Source organism: Cellulomonas sp. Y8, assembly GCF_008033115.1.
Classification (GTDB): domain Bacteria; phylum Actinomycetota; class Actinomycetes; order Actinomycetales; family Cellulomonadaceae; genus Cellulomonas.
The window spans coordinates 723,179-741,900 of the sequence record NZ_CP041203.1; the positions used below are offsets into that span (position 1 = coordinate 723,179).

The following is an 18,722-nucleotide window of genomic DNA, read 5'->3' on the forward strand; positions in this document are numbered from 1 at the left end:
GGGGAGATGACGCCCGGTCAGGACGTAGGGTGGTCCACGAACTGATCCGGCGATGACGCGGTCCGTGACCGCGGAGGAAGTGGGCGATCCTCGCGTGTCCCAGCATGCGGAGCCAGACGTGAACCGTGCCGACTTCGGCGCGAACACGTGGCTGGTGGACGAGCTGTACGAGCAGTACCTCCAGGACAAGACGTCGGTCGACCCGGCGTGGTGGGACTTCTTCGAGGGCTACAAGCCCTCGGCGCCCGCCACGACGACGTCGGGGGCGGTCGCGGACGGGGGCGGCGCGGGGAGCACCGGGGGGAACGGCGTGGTCGACGCCGCGCCCCGCCGGCACCGCGAGCGCCCCGGCACCCGCTGCCCCCGCGGCCCCGGGCGCGTCGGGGGACGCGCCCACGCCCCGCGAGGCGGCCGACCGCGCCCCGCGCCGGGCGCACCCGCCGGCGAGCGCCCGGGCACCGTCGCGGCGCCCGTCGCCGAGCGCCCCGCGGACACCGGGGGCGCGGTCCCGCCCGCCCCCGCCCCGGAGGCCACCCGACCCCAGGAGCAGCCCGCGCCGCGGGATCCGGAGCCCGCCCCCACCACCTCCCCGGTGGCGACGGCGCAGCCCGCGACCGCCCCCTACGCCCCGGCCGCCAAGGCCGCCCGCGAGGCGGAGCAGGAGGTGCCCGAGGCGTCCGACGAGACCCAGCGCCTGCGCGGCCCGGCCGCCCGGGTGGTCACCAACATGGAGGCCAGCCTGGAGGTGCCCACCGCGACGTCGGTGCGCGCCATCCCGGCCAAGCTGCTGGTCGACAACCGGATCGTCATCAACAACCACCTCGCCCGCGGCCGTGGCGGCAAGATCTCGTTCACGCACCTCATCGGCTTCGCGCTGGTCGAGGCGGTCGGCGAGATGCCCGCGATGAACACCGCGTACACGCTCGTCGACGGGAAGCCCGGCTACGTCACGCCGGCGCACGTCAACCTGGGCCTCGCGATCGACCTGGCCAAGCCGGACGGCACCCGCCAGCTCCTCGTCCCGAGCATCAAGCAGGCCGAGACGCTCGACTTCGCGCAGTTCTGGAACGCGTACGAGGACGTGGTGCGGCGCGCCCGCGGCGGCAAGCTCGGCGTCGACGACTTCGCCGGCACCACGCTGTCGCTGACCAACCCCGGCACCATCGGCACGGTGCACTCCGTGCCGCGGCTCATGCAGGGCCAGGGCACGATCATCGGCGTCGGCGCGATGGACTACCCGGCCGAGTTCCAGGGGACCTCGGACGAGCAGCTCAACAAGATGGGCGTGTCGAAGGTGCTGACGGTGACGTCCACCTACGACCACCGCGTCATCCAGGGCGCCCAGTCCGGCGACTTCCTGCGCATCCTGCACCGCAAGCTGCTCGGCGAGGACGGCTTCTACGACCGGGTGTTCGCGTCCCTGCGCGTGCCCTACGAGCCCATCCGCTGGGTCAAGGAGGCGGCCGACCCCGACGCCGAGGCCATCAAGCCCGCGCGGATCGCCGAGCTCATCCACTCCTACCGGTCGCGCGGCCACCTCATGGCCGACACGGACCCGCTGGCCTACCGCCTGCGCAAGCACCCCGACCTGGACGTGCAGACGCACGGCCTGTCGCTGTGGGACCTGGACCGCACGTTCCCGACCGGCGGGTTCACCGGCCGGCCGCGGGCCACCCTGCGCCAGGTGCTCGGCCTGCTCCGCGACTCGTACTGCCGCACCACCGGCTTCGAGTACATGCACCTGCAGGACCCGCGGCAGCGTCGCTGGCTCCAGGAGCGGCTGGAGGCGGGCTACGCCCCCACGCCGCGCGAGGACCAGCTCCGCATCCTGCGCCGCCTCAACGCCGCCGAGGCGTTCGAGACGTTCCTGCAGACCAAGTACGTCGGCCAGAAGCGGTTCTCCCTGGAGGGCGGCGAGTCCGTCATCCCGCTGCTGGACGCCGTGCTGTCCCGCGCCGCCGAGGGCGGGCTGGACGAGGTGGCCATCGGCATGGCGCACCGCGGCCGGCTCAACGTGCTCGCGAACATCGCGGGCAAGTCGTACGGCCAGATCTTCAGCGAGTTCGAGGGCAACCAGGACCCCAAGTCCGTGCAGGGCTCCGGCGACGTCAAGTACCACCTGGGCACCGAGGGCGTGTTCCACGCCGAGTCCGGGGCGTCCACCCGCGTCTACCTGGCCGCGAACCCGTCCCACCTCGAGGCGGTGGACCCGGTGCTCGAGGGCATCGTCCGCGCCAAGCAGGACCGGATCGACCTCGGCGGCGACGGGTTCTCCGTGCTGCCGATCCTCATCCACGGCGACGCGGCGTTCGCCGGGCAGGGCGTGGTCTTCGAGACCCTCAACCTGGCCCAGCTGCGCGGCTACCGCACCGGCGGCACCATCCACGTCGTCATCAACAACCAGGTCGGCTTCACCACCGGCCCGTCGTCCTCGCGCTCCTCCCAGTACGCCACCGACGTGGCCAAGGGCCTGCAGGTCCCGATCTTCCACGTCAACGGCGACGACCCCGAGGCGTGCGTGCGGGTCGCCGAGCTCGCGTTCGAGTACCGCGAGCAGTTCGACCGCGACGTGATCATCGACATGGTCTGCTACCGCCGCCGCGGCCACAACGAGGGCGACGACCCCTCGATGACCCAGCCGCTGATGTACAACCTCATCGAGGCCAAGCGCTCGGTCCGCAAGCTCTACACCGAGGCGCTGGTGTCCCGCGGGGACATCACGCTCGAGGAGGCCGAGCACGTGCTGCGCGACTACCAGGCGCAGCTCGAGCGGGTGTTCGCGGAGACCCGCGAGGAGGGCTGGACCCCGCCGTCGCCCGACGCCGAGCCGGTGGCCGGCCTGGAGCGCCCGGAGTCCCAGCGCGAGGACGCCGGCGTCATCATCGGCTGGCAGACCGCCGCGCCCGCCAAGGTTCTGGAGCGGATCGGCGCCGCGCACGTGCGAGCGCCGGAGGGCTTCACGATCCACCCGAAGCTCGCGCAGCTGCTCGCCAAGCGGGAGCAGATGTCCCGCGAGGGCGGCATCGACTGGGGCTTCGGCGAGATCCTCGCGTTCGGCTCGCTGCTGATCGAGGGCACGCCGGTGCGCCTCGCCGGGCAGGACTCCCGCCGCGGCACCTTCGTGCAGCGGCACGCGGTCCTGCACGACCGGGAGACCGGCGCCGAGTGGACCCCGCTGCTCTACCTGTCGGCGGACCAGGCCAAGTTCTGGGTCTACGACTCGTCGCTGTCGGAGTACGCGGCGCTCGGCTTCGAGTACGGCTACTCCGTCGAGCGCCCGGACGCCCTGGTGCTGTGGGAGGCGCAGTTCGGCGACTTCGTCAACGGCGCGCAGACCGTCATCGACGAGTTCATCTCCTCCGCCGAGCAGAAGTGGGGCCAGCACTCGTCCGTCGTGCTGCTGCTCCCCCACGGCTACGAGGGCCAGGGGCCGGACCACTCGTCGGCCCGCATCGAGCGGTTCCTGCAGATGTCGGCCGAGGGCAACATGACCGTGGCCCAGCCGACCACCCCGGCGTCGTACTTCCACCTGCTGCGCCGCCAGGCCTACGCCCGGCCGCGCCGCCCGCTCATCGTCTTCACCCCGAAGTCGATGCTGCGGCTCAAGGCGGGCGCGTCGAACGTCGAGGACTTCACGTCCGGCACGTTCCGGCCGGTGATCGGCGACGAGCGCGCCGCCGCCTCGGCCGCCGGGGTCGACCGCGTGCTGCTCTGCTCCGGCAAGCTCTACTGGGACCTCGTGGCCCAGCGCGAGAAGCGAGGCGACGAGCGGACCGCGATCGTCCGGTTCGAGCAGCTGTACCCGCTCGACCACGACGGGATCCGCGCGGCGCTCGCGCCGTTCGACGGGGCCGAGCTGGTGTGGGTCCAGGACGAGCCGCGGAACCAGGGCCCGTGGTCGTACGTCTCCCTCGCGCTGCCGCCGGTCGTCGGCGCGCCGGTCCGGGCCGTGTCCCGCCCGGCGTCCGCCTCGACCGCGGCCGGCTCGGCGAAGGCGCACCAGGCCGAGCAGGCGGAGATCCTGCGGGCGGCGTTCGAGCGCTGACGCACACCGCACGCACGGAGGCCGGCCGCCCCTCGAGGGCGGCCGGCCTCACGCGCGTCCGGGCTCAGGCGACCGACATGCGGTCGGCGGCCGCCTCCGCCTCGTCGGTGCACGCGAACTGGCGGCGGTAGGCCTGCGGGCTCGTGCCCAGCACCCGCGCGAAGTGGTGCCGCAGGATCGCCGCGCTGCCGAACCCGCTGGCGCGCGCGACCTCGTCCACCCCGGCGGAGGTCCGCTCGAGCATCTCCTGCGCCCGCACCAGGCGCTGCCGGGTCACCCAGGCGGCCGGCGTCGTGCCGGTCTCGGCGCGGAACCGGCGCGCGAACGTCCGCTCGGACATCAGCGCACGGGCGGCGAGGTCCGGCACGGTCAGGTCGGCGTCCAGGTGCTCGGACATCCACGCGAGCAGCGGGGCGAGGGTGTCCGCGTCGCACGGCAGCGGGGTGTCCACGTACTGCGCCTGCCCGCCGTCCCGGTGCGGCGGCACGACCATCCGCCGCGCGACCAGCGCCGCCTGCTGCGCGCCGAGCTCGCGGCGGATGAGGTGCAGGCAGGCGTCGATGCCCGCGGCGGTCCCCGCGCTGCTGATGACGCGGCCGTCCTCGACGTAGAGCACCGCCGGGTCCACCTCGGCCGTGGGGTACCGGCGCTGCAGGTCGTCGGCGTACATCCAGTGCGTGGTGCACCGCCGCCCGTCGAGCAGCCCGGCCTCCCCCAGCGCGAACGTGCCCGAGCAGATGCTCATGACCCAGGCGCCGCGGTCGTGCGCCGCGCGGATCGCGTCGCGCGCGGCCGCGGGCAGCCCGTAGGGCGCCTTGTAGGGCAGCACGACGACGAGGTCGGCGTCCTCGGTGACCTCGAGCCCGGTCGGCACCTCGATCGCGAGCACCGGCTCCATCGGCACGCTCCCGGGCTCCGGGGTGCACAGCGTGAAGTCGAAGGTCGGGCCGCCGGTGTCGGACCGGTCGATGCCGAACACCTCGCAGACCAGCCCGAGCTCGAACGCCGACACCCCGGGGACCGCGATCGCGGCGACACGCTGCAGCATGCGACCGAGCCTGCCACGGATCTGGCGGGAAGTCGACGGGGGTCGGCAGTGCTGCCACTCGTGGCGGGATCGATGTGGCGGAAGGCTTTCTGCCATGACCGCACTGATCCTCGCCCTGGCCCTCCTCACCCTGACCGCCTACCTCGGCGCCCGGCTGTACGACTGGCTGCGGACCGACGGCCTCGGCCGCCGCGAGCCCCCGCGCTCGCACCACGACTGGACCGACGACGCCGACCGCTACCTGCACTGAGCCCCTCGGTCCCGCGCCGCGCGTCGGCGGGCGCCCCCGGCGCTCCGGCTGCGAGACTGGCCACGCGTCCGCGACCGCGGGACGCGCACGGCGAGCGGGAGGACGGGACGTGGGCGAGCTGCCACTGCGCCTGGTGGTGATCGGGGACGAGCTGGCCGCGGGCGCCGGCGACCCGCGGGCGCTGGGCTGGGTCGGCCGCGTGGCCGCGCGCACGGCGACCCCCGTGCCCCCGACCGTGCTGACCCTGGCGGTCCCCGGCGAGACCACCTCCGGCCTCTCCGCCCGGTGGGAGGAGGAGGTCGGCCGGCGCGCCTCGGCCGAGGCCGACACCCGGCTCGTCGTCTCCCTGGGCCGCGCCGACGCCCTCGCCGGGCTGTCGCTCGCGCGCAGCCGGCTCAACCTCGCGAACATCCTCGACGCGGCGGAGCAGCGCCGGATGCCGGCGTTCGTCGTCGGCCCGCCGCCCGGCGCGGGGGTCGACCCCACGACGCTCGCGGACCTGTCCGCCGCCTTCGCCGACGTGACCACCCGGCGCCGGGTGCCGTACGTCGACACCTGCACCCCGCTGGCCGGGCACGAGCAGTGGCTCGCCGACCTCGCCGCGGGCGACGGGTCGCTGCCCGGGCAGGCCGGCTACGGGCTCATGGCCTGGCTCGTGCTGCACTCGCACTGGAACGCCTGGCTCGGCCTCCCGGAGGACGTGGTCTGACCGCCGCGGGCCGCCCGCCGCCCCGTGCTCAGCGGGGCGGAAGGGTCGCGGCGATCGCCGAGCGGGCGCTCGCGAGCACGGTGCGCACCGTGTCGGCGGTGAGCGCGGTCGGCCCCCCGGCCGCCTCCGCGCGGCGCACGGCGTCGCGCACGTCGGCCCGGAACGCCGCGAGGTCGGCCTCGATCTGCGCGCGGCGCGTCCGGGCGGCCCGGCGCTCCTCCGCGGCCGGGCCGCCCGGACGCGGCACCCCGGCCGCCGACGCCTCGACCCGCGACTCCCGGGTGCGGAGCGCCGCCGCCCGCGCCTGCTGCGCCGCCGCCGCCATCTCCGCCCGCATCCCCGCCATGGACCCGGCGACCTCGGCCCGCACCTGGGCGGCGAGGTCGCGCACCACGTCGGCCAGCTCGTGCTCCAGCGCGGCCAGCTCCGCGCGGTGCGCCTCGACCTCCTGCCGGCCGCGGTCGGTCAGGGCGTACAGCGTCTTGCGGCCCGACTCGGTGCGCGCGACCAGGCCCTCCTCCTCGAGCCGGGCGAGCCGCGGGTACACCGTCCCGGCGCTCGGCCGGTAGGTGCCGCCGAACCGGTCCGACAGCGCGCGGATCAGCTCGTAGCCGTGCCGCGGCCCGGCCTCCAGCAGCGAGAGCAGGTACAGCCGGAGCTGCCCGTGCCCGAAGACGGCCATCAGGCGCCGCCGGCGTCCATCACCGGCTCGGCGAGCGGGGCGCCGTGCAGCACCGTGAGGTGGCCGGACACGGTCTGGGAGTAGACGTAGCAGGTGGCGCGGTCGTCGCGGAGGTCGACGGTCGTGCGCCCGGGGCGGCGGTCGCCGTGCTCGACGCCGTCGACGACGACCCGCCCGGACACGCTGCGCGCCTCGACCCCGACGCCGTGGCCCGCGGGCAGCCGCACGGCGACGTCGCCGGAGACGGTCCGGACGTGGCAGACCGAGGTGGGCGCCAGGCAGTCGAGCGTCACCTCGCCGGACACGGTGGTCACCGAGACCCGGTGCAGCGCGCCGGAGGCCGTCGCCGCGCCCGAGACGGTGCCGATCGACAGGTCCCCGAGGTGGTCGCGCACGACGACGTCGGACGACACGCTCTTGACCGACAGCGCGCCGCGGGTGCCGTCCACGACCACGCCGCCGCCCACCGTGGACACCGTCGCGTCCTGCTGGACGCCGGCGAGCAGCAGGTCCGCGTTCACCGAGGCCAGCGACGCGGCGACGGCGCGCGGCACGGCGAGGTGCATCTCCACGCGGTCGCGCTGGCCCGGTCCGCGCAGCCGCTCCAGGAAGCCGTCGATGCCGGTGACCGACCGGACGCCGGCCCACAGCGCCCCGTCGGCGTAGGTCACCTCGAGCGGCGAGCCGTCGACCCGGTGCACCTCGAGCCGCGCCCCGGTCAGCGCCGGGTCGTCGTGGGCGACGACGTCGACCCGTCCCCCGCTGACCTGGACGCGCAGCGAGCGCACGTCCTCGACCTCGATGATCTGCGGGCCGATGACGACCCAGGACTCCGTGGCCATGGCGCTGCTCCTCCGCATCGAGATATATCGCGTTCGGACACGCTATATCGCGTCAGCAGGGCGGGCAAGGGGTGGCGCGGGCCGGCGGGCCGCGGTGCGGTCAGGCGATCAGGCCCACCGAGCGCAGCTCGACGGTCAGGTCCTGCGGGTTCGTCGCGACGCCCAGGGCCTCGTCGTAGGTCACCGTGCCGTCCGCGACCAGGCGCACCAGGTGCTGGTCGAACGTCTGCATCTTGTAGTAGTCGCCCTGCTTGATCAGGTCCAGCAGGGGCTCGCTGCTCGACGGGTCCACGATCGCCTCCGCCGTGCGGCCGGTGTTCACCAGCACCTCGACCACCGCGGTCCGGCCCGCGCCGTCCGCCTTGCGCGCCAGCCGCTGCGACACGATGCCGCGCAGCGCCTGGGCCAGCGCGACGCGGATCTGCTGCTGCTCGTGCGGCGGGAAGAAGTCGACGATGCGGTTCACCGACTCGGCGGCGTCGATCGTGTGCAGCGTGGAGAGCACCAGGTGCCCGGTCTCCGCCGCGGACAGCGCGGCGCGGACGGTCTCCACGTCGCGCATCTCGCCGACGAAGATGACGTCCGGGTCCTGCCGCATGGCGGCCCGCAGCGCGACCGTGAAGTCGGCCGTGTCCTGCCGGATCTCGCGCTGGGAGACGATGCCGCGCTTGTCGGCGTGCAGGACCTCGATCGGGTCCTCGATCGTCACGATGTTGGCCTCGCGCACCGTGTTGATCAGGTCGATCATCGAGGCGAGCGTCGTCGTCTTGCCCGACCCGGTGGGGCCGGTGACGAGCACCAGGCCGCGCGGCTCCAGGGCGAGCTCGCCCAGCACCTCCGGCAGGCCGAGCTCGGACAGCGACTGCGCGCCGGTCCCGACCAGGCGGAACACCAGGCCGTAGGTGCCGCGGGCCTGGTACGCGTTGACGCGGAACCGGCCCACGCCCGACAGGGAGAACGCGAAGTCCGCCTCGTGGGTGCGGACGAACGTCTCGGTCAGGTCGTCGGGCAGCACCTCCCCGAGCATGTGCTCGGTGTCCCGCGGCTTGAGCGCGGGGACCTGCAGCCGGCGGAGCCGGCCGTCGACGCGGACGCGCGGCTCGGAGCCGACCTTGACGTGCAGGTCGGAGCCGCCGGCCTGGGCCAGGGCGTGCAGGAGGGGGACGACGGACTGCGGCTGGTCGCTCACTCCCTGGTGATCGGCCGGTCACCCCCCGTCCTTGAACGGTCGGTGCGGACGAGCAGCGCGGATGTGGGACCATGGAGGGTCCCCGGGCGGCTGTACCGCCGTGCCGGTCAGTCTCACCAGGGAGAAGTTCCATGAGCAAGCGTGGCCGCAAGCGCCGTTCCCGCGCCGGGAACGGCGCCAACCACGGCAAGCGCCCCAACGCCTGAGCGTCGGGCGGCGCAGCCGCACCCAGCACGAGGGCCCGGTGCGACGCACCGGGCCCTTCGTCGTGCTCGGGGGGCGGCGTCCGACCTGCGGGCCGGCCGCCGCGCCGCTCAGAGCGTGCGCGTGACCCGCAGGGTCGTCAGCTGTGCGTGGATCCTCACCCGCAGGTCCTCCGGGGCCTTGTCCTGGCAGCACCGCTTGACGAGCTCCTTGAGCATCGTCTCGACGGCGATCTCGTCCAGGCAGGGCCGGCAGTCCTCGATGTGCTGCCGCACCTGGTCCGCGTCACCCGGCTCGAGCTCCCGGTCCACGTAGGCGAACAGCCGGCCCAGCGCCTGCTCGCACTCGGGGCCGCAGGACCCCTGGCCCTCTGCCGGCGTCGACGTCCCCGCGGCGTCCAAGCCCGTCATCGTGCCCTCCTCGACGATCCCGTGCCGTCCCCGCCCTCGGCGGTCGCGGACCCCCCTGCCGGCACCAGCCCCCGGTCGCGCGCGTAGTCGGCCAGCATGTCGCGCAGCTGGCCCCGCCCGCGGTGCAGCCGGGACATCACGGTCCCGATCGGGGTGCCCATGATCTCGGCGATCTCCTTGTAGGCGAACCCCTCGACGTCCGCCAGGTACACGGCGATCCGGAAGTCCTCCGGCAGCCGCGCGAGCGCGTCCTTCACGTCCGAGTCCGGCAGGTGGTCGAGCGCCTCGGCCTCGGCGGAGCGCAGCCCCGTCGACGAGTGCGACTCGGCCCGCGCGATCTGCCAGTCCTCGATCTCGTCCGCCTGGGACTGCTGCGGCTCGCGCTGCTTCTTGCGGTACGTGTTGATGAACGTGTTGGTGAGGATCCGGTACAGCCACGCCTTGAGGTTCGTGCCCGGCCGGTACTGGTGGAAGGCGGCGAACGCCTTCGCGAACGTCTCCTGGACCAGGTCCTCGGCGTCCGACGGGTTCCGGGTCATGCGCAGGGCGGCGCCGTACAGCTGGTCCAGGTAGACCAGCGCCTCGGCCTCGAACCGCTCGCTGCGCGCCGCGTCGTCCTCGGACTCGGGGGCGCGTGTGGTGTCCTCGCTCATCACCGCCGAGCCTAGTGCGCGCGGAGGCACCGGGCCGCCCGGGCGGGGCAGCACGGCGACGCCACCGGCGGAGGCGGCCGGCCGTTCGAGGGTGGTACAGCTCATGGACGGCACAACACGGGCGGCCGCCCCGGGCATTCCCGGGGGCGGCGAGCAGGTCGCGCCGCTAGGTTGGACGGCAGGCGTCCGTGCGTCGCGGACGGCCGGGAGGAGGACGTCATGCTGCTGCGCCGCATCGCCCGACCGCTGTTCGCGTCGTGGTTCCTGAGCGAGGGGGTCGACGCGCTGCGCCGGCCGGCCGCGCACGTCGCGGTCGCCCGGGGTGCGGTCGAGCGGCTCGACGCCGCCGTCCCGCGCGGCGCCCTCGGCGGCGCGCTCGACGCCTACCGGCACCCGTCGGACGCGCAGCTGACGACGGTCGTGCGGGTGCACGGCGGCGCGACCGCGCTGGCCGCCCTGCTGCTCGCCACCGGGCGCGCGCCCCGCGCCGCCGCCCTGGCGCTCGCCGCCCTCACGCTGCCGCTCGCCGCAGCCGACGCCCCGGCCTCCCGCAAGGAGCGCCGCACGCTGTCCGAGCAGGAGAAGAAGGACCGCAAGGCCCGGTTCCTGCGCGGCCTGTCGATGACCGGCGGCGCGCTCATCGCCGCCGCCGACACCGCGGGGCGGCCGTCGGTGCGCTGGCGCGTCGAGCACGCCCGGGCGACCCGGGCCGCGACCGCGAAGGCGGCGGCCGCGGCGGCGACGGCCTCGGCGGCGACGAAGGCCGCGTCGAAGAAGATCACGGACGCGGTGCACTGAGCCCCGTGCGCGACCCGCGCCGCCTCGCAGGGCGGACGCCCGGGCCGGGCGCCCGGCGCGCCCCGATAGCCTGACCGCCATGAGCTCCGAGGTCCTCCCCGCCGCCCCCGACTGGCCCGCCCCCACGGCGACCGGCCCCCTGGACGCGACGGTCGAGGTCCCCGGCTCCAAGTCGCTGACCAACCGCTACCTGGTGCTCGCCGCGCTCGCCGACGGCCCCGGGCGCCTGCGCGGCGCGCTGCGCTCCCGGGACACGCTGCTCATGGCGCAGGCGCTGCGGGACCTCGGCACGACGATCGAGGACGACCCCGCCGCGCCCGGCGACTGGCTGGTGACGCCGGGGGCGTTCCGCGGGCCGCGGGCGGTCGACTGCGGCCTGGCCGGGACGGTCATGCGGTTCCTGCCCGCCGTGGCGGCGCTGGCGGACGGCGACGTCCGGTTCGACGGCGACGCGGGCGCCCGCGTCCGGCCGATGGGCCCCGTCCTCGCGGCGCTGCGCGCGCTGGGCGTCGGCGTCGCCGAGCACGGCGAGCCGGGCCACCTCCCGTTCACGATCACCGGCACCGGCTCCGTCGAGGGCGGCGTCGTCGACGTCGACGCGTCGGGCTCCTCGCAGTTCGTGTCCGGCCTGCTGCTCACCGCGCCGCGGTTCGAGCGGGGGCTGACGATCCGGCACACCGGCCCGACGCTGCCGAGCCTCCCCCACATCGAGATGACGGTCGCCGCCCTGCGCGCCGCCGGCGTCGTGGTCGACGACTCCGTGCCGACGGTGTGGCAGGTCGAGCCGGGACCGGTCGCCGCGCGCGACGTGCGGGTCGAGCCGGACCTGTCCAACGCGGCGCCGTTCCTGTGCGCGGCGCTGGTCGCGGGCGGGACCGTGCGGGTGCCGGGCTGGCCCGCCGCCACGACGCAGCCGGGCGGGCTGCTGCCCGGGATCCTCGAGCAGATGGGCGCGACGACCCGGCTCGACGGCGACGTGCTGGCGGTGACCGGCACCGGCCAGGTGCGCGGCGTCGACCTCGACCTGCACGCCGCCGGCGAGATCGCCCCGACGATCGCCGCGCTCGCCGCGCTCGCCGACTCCCCCACCCGGCTGCGGGGCATCGCCCACCTGCGCGGGCACGAGACCGACCGGCTCGCCGCCCTGTCCGCCGAGATCACCCGGCTCGGCGGGCAGGCCGAGCAGACCACCGACGGCCTGGTCATCACCCCGCGGCCGCTGCACGCCGGGACGGTCCGGACCTACGCGGACCACCGGATGGCGACGTTCGGCGCGCTCCTCGGCCTGGCCGTGCCGGGGGTGCTGGTGGAGGACGTCGCGACCACCGCCAAGACCATCCCGGACTTCGTGGGGCTGTGGGACGGGATGCTGGCGTGACGGGGGGCTGCTGACCGTGGCGCGCCGCGCGCTCGACGAGTCGGACGTCCGGGTCCGGCCCAGCCGCCGGGGCACCCGCCCCCGCACCAAGACCCGCCCGGAGCACGCCGACGCCGACCGTGCGCTCGTCACCGGGGTCGACCGCGGGCGGTACACGGTCCTGGTCGACGCCGACGGCCCGGACGAGCGCGTCGCCGTCGCCATGAAGGCGCGCGAGCTCGGCCGCGAGCGGGTCGTGCCGGGCGACCGGGTCGACCTCGTGGGCGACACCTCCGGCGCCGAGGGCTCGCTCGCGCGGATCGTCCGGATCGTCGAGCGCAGCACCGTCCTGCGGCGCACCGCCGACGACACCGACCCGGTCGAGCGGGTGATCGTCGCGAACGCCGACCAGCTCGTCGTCGTGACCGCCCTGGCCGACCCCGAGCCGCGGACCCGGATGATCGACCGTTGCGTGGTCGCCGCCTACGACGCCGGCATGGACGTGCTGCTCGCGCTCACCAAGGCCGATCTCGCCGACCCCGCCGCGCTGCGGGCGCTGTACGAGCCGATCGGCGTGCGCGTGGTCGTCAGCTCGCGCACCGACGAGGCCGCGATCGAGGGGCTGGACGAGGTCCGCGCGGCGCTCGCCGGGCGGATGTCCGTGCTGGTCGGGCACTCGGGCGTCGGCAAGTCGACGCTCGTCAACGCCCTGGTGCCGGACGCGCTGCGGGCCGTCGGCGTGGTGAACGACGTCACCGGGCGCGGGCGGCACACGTCCACGTCGGCCGTCGCGCTCCGCGTGCCCGGGGAGCCGGGCACCTGGGTCATCGACACGCCCGGCGTGCGGTCGTTCGGGCTGGCGCACGTCGACCCGGACCACCTGCTGGGGGCGTTCGCCGACCTGGCCGAGATCGCCGAGGAGTGCCCGCGCGGCTGCACGCACGCCGCCGACGCACCGGACTGCGCCCTGGACGAGTGGGTCGAGGCCTCCCCCGACGAGGCGGCCCGCGAGGCGCGGACGGCCCGGGTGGACTCGTTCCGCCGGCTGCTCGTGAGCCGCTCGGGTGCGCCGGACGCGGGCTGACCGGGGCTGACACGGCGTCCCGGACCGTACGGCCCGGATAGGTTGGACCCATGACCCGGTACGACGACGACCTGCGCCTCGCCCACGTGATCGCCGACCAGGTGGACGCGCTCACCATGTCGCGGTTCAAGGCGCAGGACCTCCGGGTCGAGACCAAGCCCGACCTGACGCCCGTCTCCGACGCCGACCGGGCAGCGGAGGAGCTCATCCGCGCGCAGCTGTCCCGGGCCCGCCCGCGCGACGCCGTGCACGGCGAGGAGATGGCCGACACCGGCCACGGCCCGCGACGGTGGGTGGTCGACCCGATCGACGGCACCAAGAACTTCGTCCGGGGCGTGCCGGTCTGGGCGACCCTGATCGCGCTCCTCGACGGCGACGAGGTCGTCGTCGGCCTGGTCAGCGCGCCCGCGCTCCACCGCCGGTGGTGGGCCGCCGTCGGCTCGGGCGCGTGGACCGGGCGGTCGCTCACGTCGGCGACCCGGATGCAGGTGTCCGAGGTCGGACGGCTGCAGGACGCGTCGCTGTCCTACTCGAGCCTCGGCGGCTGGGAGGAGCAGGGCCGGCTCGACCACTTCCTGGACCTCACCCGCAAGGTGTGGCGCACCCGGGCGTACGGCGACTTCTGGTCCCACGTGCTGGTGGCCGAGGGCGCGGTGGACGTCGCCGCCGAGCCCGAGCTCGCGCTGCACGACATGGCGGCCTTGGTGCCGATCGTCACGGAGGCCGGCGGGCGGTTCACGTCGGTGCAGGGCGTCGACGGGCCGTTCGGCGGCAGCGCGCTGGTGTCCAACGGCAGGCTCCACGGAGCGGCGCTGCAGGTGCTGGACCCGCTGATCGAGCACTGACCCGCGAGGCTCCGCCCCCCGGCCCCCCGTCGCTGAGGTCGGCGGTTCGCGCCGAGGTCGGTGGTTCGCGCCGAGGTCGGTGCCTGGAACCACCGATCTCGGCCGGGACCACCGACCTCGGCGCGCCCGTCGCGGGGCGGGTCCGGCAGGACGCTCCGTGGGCGCGGGCCGTCAGCGCGGGATGCGGGTCAGCTCGGTCGCGTCGTACCAGAGCAGGTCGCGCTCGGCGAGGGAGTCGAGCGCGGCGTCGTCGCCGTCCAGCGCGCGGGCGACCTCGTCCTTGGCAGCGGGCTCGTCGACGTGCGCGCACACCACCACGTCGAGCGTCGCGGGGGCGGTCAGCGTGACCAGGCTCGCGGCCTCGTCGTCCACGCCGGCGCCGTCGTCCGGCGCGCCGTCGCGCACGGCGTCGTCCGGCACCTCGACCGTGACCACGAGTCGCAGGCCGGGCGCGTCCGGGCGGGACGCGAGCAGGACGAGCGCGTCGTCCGCGGCCATGAGCTGCGCCGCGAACTCGACGCCCTCCTCGTCCTCGTCGGGAAGCAGCGCGGTCAGCGCCGGCGTGACCGCGTGCGCGCGGCGCGGGGCCGCGAGCGGGGCGCGGCCGCCCAGCAGGTCGTCGAGCTCGTCCAGGGTGGCAGGCAGGTAGAGGCGCACGGGATCAGTGTGCCGCCCCGAGACGATCGCGACGCACATCCCGGACGAACCCGGGCGAGTTCCGCGCGTCGTGCGCCGACCCGCCGGTCCCTGTCCCCAGGTTCCGCAGGACTCCCTGGCGCGCGCCGGGCGTGGAGGGGTACATCTGTGCCGGGCGGCGGGGCCGACCGACCACGGAGGTAGCACATGAGCAGGTACCGCACCGGCACGACCACGACGGGAGACCCGTGAGCACCGCGGTCGAGGTGCGCCTCGTCCCCGCTCCCCCGCCGCTCCCGCCCGAGCCGCCGGAGGCGGTCGAGCCGCGTCCTCCCGCGGTGCGGGGCGACGCCGCCGCGCCCGACGACGGCACGGGCCGGGCGGACCCGGCGGGACGGGCGGACCCGGCGGACCCGGCGGACCCGGCGGACCCGGCGGGCCGGGCGGGCCCGGCGGACCGGCCGGGCCCTGACGCGCCGGACAGCACCGCACGGGGGACGAACGCGCGGGAGGACGGGCCGGCGCCGAGGACGGTGCGGTCCGGGAGGTCGGCGCGGCCGCGGCGGCCGCCCACCACGCGCACCTCCCCGGCCCGGGCGCCCGGCGGCGCTCCGGCTCGCTCGTGGGGCGGGGCGCCGGGCGCCGCACCGGGCGGGGCCCCCGAGCTCGACCCGCGGCAGGCGTGCTGCATGGTCGCGCTCGCCGCGGTCGAGGTGCTCGCCGGCAGCCGGCCGCTGGCCCAGCTCGCGCGCTGGCTCACGCCCGAGGTCTACGACGGGCTCGCGCGCCGGGCCGCCCTCACGGCACCCCGCTCCCGGGTGCTCGACGCCGCCGCGAGCCCGCGCGACGTCGCCGCGGAGCCGACGGACACCGTGCCCGCAGGGGCGGCACGGCGCCCGTCGGTCCGGCGCGTCCGGGTGCACCGCGTCGACGCGCACACCGTGGAGGCGTCCGTCGTGGTGGCCCAGGCCGACCGCGTCCGCGCCGTCGCGGTCCGGCTCACCCGGTCCACCGGGCGCTGGCGCGCGGCGGCGCTCGTCGTGGGCTGAGACGACGCCGCCCGCCCACCCCGGGCGGGGTGGGCGGGCGGCGTCGCACCTCGGGCTCAGCCCCGGCGGCGCTGCTGCTTCGCGGCCTTGCGGCGCGCCTCGCGGTTTCCGGCGTCCTCGCCGGTGCCGTCCGCCGCGTCGGGGGCTCCCCCGGCGGGCTCCGACGTCGCCGGACCGGCCGCACGACGGCCCCGGGTGACGGTCGTGCCGCTGTCGCCGTCGACGCTCGGCGCCGAGTACTGCAGCGGCACCTTGCGCTCCGGGCCGTCGATGCCCTTCGCGACCAGCACCGGCTCCGCACCGGCACCGGCGGCCAGTGCGCCGTCGGCGGACCCGGCGACCTCGTCCTGGGACGTCGGCGCCTGCGTGGGCGCCTCCGCGACCTTGACCTCCAGGTTGAAGAGGTAGCCCACGGCCTCCTCCTTGATCCCGTCCGTCATCGCCTGGAACAGCTGGTAGCCCTCGCGCTGGTACTCGATCAGCGGGTCGCGCTGGGCCATCGCGCGCAGGCCGATGCCCTCCTTGAGGTAGTCCATCTCGTAGAGGTGCTCGCGCCACTTGCGGTCCAGCACGGACAGCACGACCCGGCGCTCCAGCTGGCGCATGTTCGGCTCGCCGAGGGACGTCTCGCGCTCGGAGTAGGCGATCCGCGCGTCGGACAGCAGCTCGGCCTTGAGCAGCTCCGGGGTGACCCGCCCGAGGCCGCCGGCCTGCTCGACGACCTCGTCCACCTCGATCGACACGGGGTACACGGTCCTGAGCGTGGTCCACAGCTGCTCGAGGTCCCAGTCCTCCGGGTGGCCCTCGGCGGTCGCCGCGGTGACGTAGTCGTCGAGCACGTCCTCGAGGAAGTGCTGGACCTGCTCCTGCATGTCCTCGCCCTCGAGCACGCGCCGGCGCTGCTCGTAGATGACCTCGCGCTGCCGGGACAGCACGTCGTCGTACTTGAGGACGTTCTTGCGGATCTCGAAGTTCCGCGCCTCCACCTGCGACTGCGCGGACCGGATGCCGCGGGTCACGATCTTCGACTCCAGCGGCAGGTCGTCCGGGAAGCCCGCGCGGGTCATCATCGACTCGGCCATGCCGGAGTTGAACAGCCGCATGAGGTCGTCCTGCAGCGACAGGTAGAATCGGGACTCGCCCGGGTCGCCCTGCCGGCCGGAGCGGCCACGGAGCTGGTTGTCGATGCGGCGGGACTCGTGCCGCTCGGTGCCGAGCACGTACAGGCCGCCGAGCTCCACGACCTCGTCGTGCTCCGCGGCGACCGCGGCCTTCGCCTTCTCCAGGGCGTCGGGCCAGGCGGCCTCATACTCCTCCGGGCTCTCGTTCGGGTCGAGCCCGCGCGAGGCGAGGTCGGCGACGGCCATGAACTCGGCGTTGCCGCCGAGCATGATGTCGGTGCCGCGGCCGGCCATGTTGGTGGCGACGGTGACGGCGCCCTTGCGGCCCGCCTGCGCCACGATCGACGCCTCCCGGGCGTGCTGCTTGGCGTTGAGCACCTCGTGCGGGACGCCGGCCTTGCGGAGCTTCTTCGAGAGGATCTCGGACTTCTCGACGCTCGTGGTGCCGACCAGGACGGGCTGGCCGTTCGCGTGCCGCTCGACGATGTCGGCGACGACGGCGTCGTACTTGCCCTCCTCGGCCTTGTAGACGAGGTCGGCCTGGTCGATCCGCTGCATCCCGCGGTTGGTCGGGATGGGGACGACGCCCAGCTTGTACGTGCCCTGGAACTCGGCCGCCTCGGTCTCGGCGGTGCCGGTCATCCCGGAGAGCTTGTCGTACAGGCGGAAGTAGTTCTGCAGGGTGATCGTGGCGAGGGTCTGGTTCTCGGCCTTGATGACCACCCCCTCCTTCGCCTCGATCGCCTGGTGCATGCCCTCGTTGTAGCGGCGGCCCGGCAGCACGCGGCCGGTGTGCTCGTCGACGATGAGGACCTCGCCCTTGTCGACGATGTAGTCCTTGTCGCGCTTGAACAGCTCCTTGGCCTTGATGGCGTTGTTGAGGAAGCCGATCAGCGGCGTGTTCAGCGACTCGTAGAGGTTCTCGATGCCGAGGTAGTCCTCGACGCGCTCGATGCCGGGCTCGAGGACGCCGATGGTGCGCTTCTTCTCGTCGACCTCGTAGTCGCGCTCGGGCTGGAGGCGGCGCACGACCTTGGCGAACTCGGAGTACCAGCGGTTGGCGTCGCCGGAGGCCGGGCCGGAGATGATGAGCGGGGTGCGGGCCTCGTCGATGAGGATCGAGTCGACCTCGTCGACGATCGCGAAGTGGTGCCCGCGCTGCACGAGCTCGTCGGTGCTCCACGCCATGTTGTCGCGCAGGAAGTCGAAGCCGAACTCGTTGTTCGTGCCGTAGGTGATGTCGGCGGCGTACTGGACGCGGCGCTCGGCGGGGGTCTGGCCGGACAGCACGACGCCCGTGGTGAGGCCGAGGAACCGGTAGACGCGGCCCATGAGGTCGGCCTGGTAGCTCGCCAGGTAGTCGTTGACCGTGACGACGTGCACGCCCTTGCCGGTGAGCGCGTTGAGGTAGGCCGGCGCGGTGGCGACCAGGGTCTTGCCCTCACCGGTCTTCATCTCGGCGATGTTGCCCCAGTGCAGCGCGGCGCCGCCCTGCAGCTGGACGTCGAAGTGCCGCTGGCCCAGCGTCCGGCGCGCGGCCTCGCGCACCGCGGCGAAGGCCTCGGCCATGAGGTCGTCGAGGGACTCGCCGTCGGCCAGCCGCGCCTTGAACCGGTCGGTCTCCTCGCGCAGCTCGGCGTCCGACAGGGACGTGAAGCTGTCCTCCAGCGCGTTCACCTGCTGGGCGACGCCCGACAGCTTCTTGAGGATCCGTCCCTCGCCCAGGCGGAGGACCTTCTCGAGGATCGCAGGCACGTGCACTCCCGACTCGCTGCGCCGCACGTGGCCACGTGCGGCGTC

The 18,722-nt window shown here is 75.0% G+C and carries 17 protein-coding genes; 9 read left to right on the forward strand and 8 right to left on the reverse strand.

The annotated features are described in order from the left end of the window. Positions 1-52 precede the first annotated feature (52 nt). Entirely contained in the window at positions 53-4,045 is a 3,993-nt protein-coding gene (locus FKM96_RS03255; protein WP_147794022.1) for a multifunctional oxoglutarate decarboxylase/oxoglutarate dehydrogenase thiamine pyrophosphate-binding subunit/dihydrolipoyllysine-residue succinyltransferase subunit, read from the forward strand. Positions 4,046-4,109: 64 nt separating this feature from the next. Here FKM96_RS03255 and FKM96_RS03260 read toward each other — a convergent pair whose 3' ends face one another. Further along, a complete protein-coding gene (locus FKM96_RS03260; RefSeq protein ID WP_147794023.1) occupies positions 4,110-5,093 on the reverse strand; it encodes a GlxA family transcriptional regulator in 984 nt (327 codons plus the stop codon). Between the two features lie 94 nt (positions 5,094-5,187). On the opposite strand from FKM96_RS03260, the gene FKM96_RS20510 reads away from it, so the two are divergent. After that, positions 5,188-5,343, forward strand: a complete 156-nt coding sequence (locus FKM96_RS20510; protein WP_168216859.1) for a hypothetical protein — start codon at positions 5,188-5,190, stop codon at positions 5,341-5,343. Positions 5,344-5,452: 109 nt separating this feature from the next. Continuing rightward, a complete protein-coding gene (locus FKM96_RS03265; protein ID WP_147794024.1) occupies positions 5,453-6,052 on the forward strand; it encodes a GDSL-type esterase/lipase family protein in 600 nt (199 codons plus the stop codon). Positions 6,053-6,080: 28 nt separating this feature from the next. Here FKM96_RS03265 and FKM96_RS03270 read toward each other — a convergent pair whose 3' ends face one another. From FKM96_RS03270 to FKM96_RS03280, 3 genes are all read right to left on the reverse strand, one after another. Beyond that, positions 6,081-6,734 carry a PadR family transcriptional regulator gene (locus FKM96_RS03270; protein ID WP_371300481.1) on the reverse strand — a complete coding sequence of 218 codons (654 nt, stop codon included), beginning with the start codon at positions 6,732-6,734 and terminating at the stop codon, positions 6,081-6,083. After that, positions 6,734-7,576, reverse strand: coding sequence for a DUF4097 family beta strand repeat-containing protein (locus FKM96_RS03275; RefSeq protein ID WP_147794025.1), 843 nt, complete (start codon positions 7,574-7,576; stop codon positions 6,734-6,736). The genes FKM96_RS03270 and FKM96_RS03275 overlap by 1 nt, the downstream gene beginning before the upstream one ends. A gap of 100 nt (positions 7,577-7,676) precedes the next feature. After that, a complete protein-coding gene (locus FKM96_RS03280) occupies positions 7,677-8,765 on the reverse strand; it encodes a type IV pilus twitching motility protein PilT (RefSeq protein ID WP_147794026.1) in 1,089 nt (362 codons plus the stop codon). Positions 8,766-8,896: 131 nt separating this feature from the next. Between FKM96_RS03280 and FKM96_RS22070 the strand changes: the two genes are divergently transcribed. After that, entirely contained in the window at positions 8,897-8,971 is a 75-nt protein-coding gene (locus FKM96_RS22070; protein WP_370521008.1) for a 50S ribosomal protein bL37, read from the forward strand. A gap of 108 nt (positions 8,972-9,079) precedes the next feature. On the opposite strand, the gene rsrA is transcribed toward FKM96_RS22070, so the two are convergent. Beyond that, positions 9,080-9,379 (reverse strand): mycothiol system anti-sigma-R factor, encoded by a 300-nt coding sequence (gene rsrA / locus FKM96_RS03285; protein ID WP_147794027.1) that lies wholly within the window; start codon positions 9,377-9,379, stop codon positions 9,080-9,082. After that, positions 9,376-10,137, reverse strand: coding sequence for a sigma-70 family RNA polymerase sigma factor (locus FKM96_RS03290; RefSeq protein ID WP_147794028.1), 762 nt, complete (start codon positions 10,135-10,137; stop codon positions 9,376-9,378). Before FKM96_RS03290 ends, rsrA begins: the two co-directional genes overlap by 4 nt. A 114-nt stretch (positions 10,138-10,251) precedes the next feature. Here FKM96_RS03290 and FKM96_RS03295 point away from each other — a divergent pair, with 114 nt between their 5' ends. The 4 genes from FKM96_RS03295 to hisN all read left to right on the forward strand — a co-directional run bounded on the left by FKM96_RS03295 (position 10,252) and on the right by hisN (position 14,116). Beyond that, positions 10,252-10,830 (forward strand): DoxX family protein, encoded by a 579-nt coding sequence (locus FKM96_RS03295; RefSeq protein ID WP_147794029.1) that lies wholly within the window; start codon positions 10,252-10,254, stop codon positions 10,828-10,830. 79 nt (positions 10,831-10,909) lie between these two features. Further along, positions 10,910-12,208: a 3-phosphoshikimate 1-carboxyvinyltransferase gene (aroA, locus tag FKM96_RS03300; RefSeq protein ID WP_147794030.1), complete on the forward strand. Its 1,299-nt coding sequence runs from the start codon at positions 10,910-10,912 to the stop codon at positions 12,206-12,208. Positions 12,209-12,224: 16 nt separating this feature from the next. Further along, complete coding sequence (rsgA, locus tag FKM96_RS03305; protein WP_147794031.1) at positions 12,225-13,271, forward strand: ribosome small subunit-dependent GTPase A; 1,047 nt, start codon at positions 12,225-12,227, stop codon at positions 13,269-13,271. A gap of 50 nt (positions 13,272-13,321) precedes the next feature. Beyond that, a complete protein-coding gene (gene hisN / locus FKM96_RS03310; RefSeq protein WP_147794032.1) occupies positions 13,322-14,116 on the forward strand; it encodes a histidinol-phosphatase in 795 nt (264 codons plus the stop codon). Between the two features lie 171 nt (positions 14,117-14,287). Here hisN and FKM96_RS03315 read toward each other — a convergent pair whose 3' ends face one another. Beyond that, entirely contained in the window at positions 14,288-14,773 is a 486-nt protein-coding gene (locus tag FKM96_RS03315; protein ID WP_147794033.1) for a hypothetical protein, read from the reverse strand. Between the two features lie 668 nt (positions 14,774-15,441). On the opposite strand from FKM96_RS03315, the gene FKM96_RS03325 reads away from it, so the two are divergent. Then, positions 15,442-15,801, forward strand: coding sequence for an Rv3235 family protein (locus FKM96_RS03325; protein ID WP_147794034.1), 360 nt, complete (start codon positions 15,442-15,444; stop codon positions 15,799-15,801). Positions 15,802-15,857: 56 nt separating this feature from the next. Here FKM96_RS03325 and secA read toward each other — a convergent pair whose 3' ends face one another. Continuing rightward, positions 15,858-18,677 carry a preprotein translocase subunit SecA gene (secA, locus tag FKM96_RS03330; protein ID WP_147794035.1) on the reverse strand — a complete coding sequence of 940 codons (2,820 nt, stop codon included), beginning with the start codon at positions 18,675-18,677 and terminating at the stop codon, positions 15,858-15,860. Positions 18,678-18,722: the final 45 nt, after the last annotated feature.

Coding starts and splice junctions, on each gene's coding strand:
- FKM96_RS03270 (WP_371300481.1), bottom strand. CDS start 6,734: ATGGCCGTCTTCGGGCACGGGCAGCTCCGGCTGTACCTGCTCTCGCTG.
- rsrA (WP_147794027.1), bottom strand. CDS start 9,379: ATGACGGGCTTGGACGCCGCGGGGACGTCGACGCCGGCAGAGGGCCAG.
- FKM96_RS20510 (WP_168216859.1), top strand. CDS start 5,188: ATGACCGCACTGATCCTCGCCCTGGCCCTCCTCACCCTGACCGCCTAC.
- FKM96_RS03295 (WP_147794029.1), top strand. CDS start 10,252: ATGCTGCTGCGCCGCATCGCCCGACCGCTGTTCGCGTCGTGGTTCCTG.
- hisN (WP_147794032.1), top strand. CDS start 13,322: ATGACCCGGTACGACGACGACCTGCGCCTCGCCCACGTGATCGCCGAC.
- FKM96_RS03260 (WP_147794023.1), bottom strand. CDS start 5,093: ATGCTGCAGCGTGTCGCCGCGATCGCGGTCCCCGGGGTGTCGGCGTTC.
- FKM96_RS03325 (WP_147794034.1), top strand. CDS start 15,442: ATGGTCGCGCTCGCCGCGGTCGAGGTGCTCGCCGGCAGCCGGCCGCTG.
- aroA (WP_147794030.1), top strand. CDS start 10,910: ATGAGCTCCGAGGTCCTCCCCGCCGCCCCCGACTGGCCCGCCCCCACG.
- FKM96_RS03275 (WP_147794025.1), bottom strand. CDS start 7,576: ATGGCCACGGAGTCCTGGGTCGTCATCGGCCCGCAGATCATCGAGGTC.
- FKM96_RS03290 (WP_147794028.1), bottom strand. CDS start 10,137: ATGAGCTGTACCACCCTCGAACGGCCGGCCGCCTCCGCCGGTGGCGTC.
- FKM96_RS03255 (WP_147794022.1), top strand. CDS start 53: ATGACGCGGTCCGTGACCGCGGAGGAAGTGGGCGATCCTCGCGTGTCC.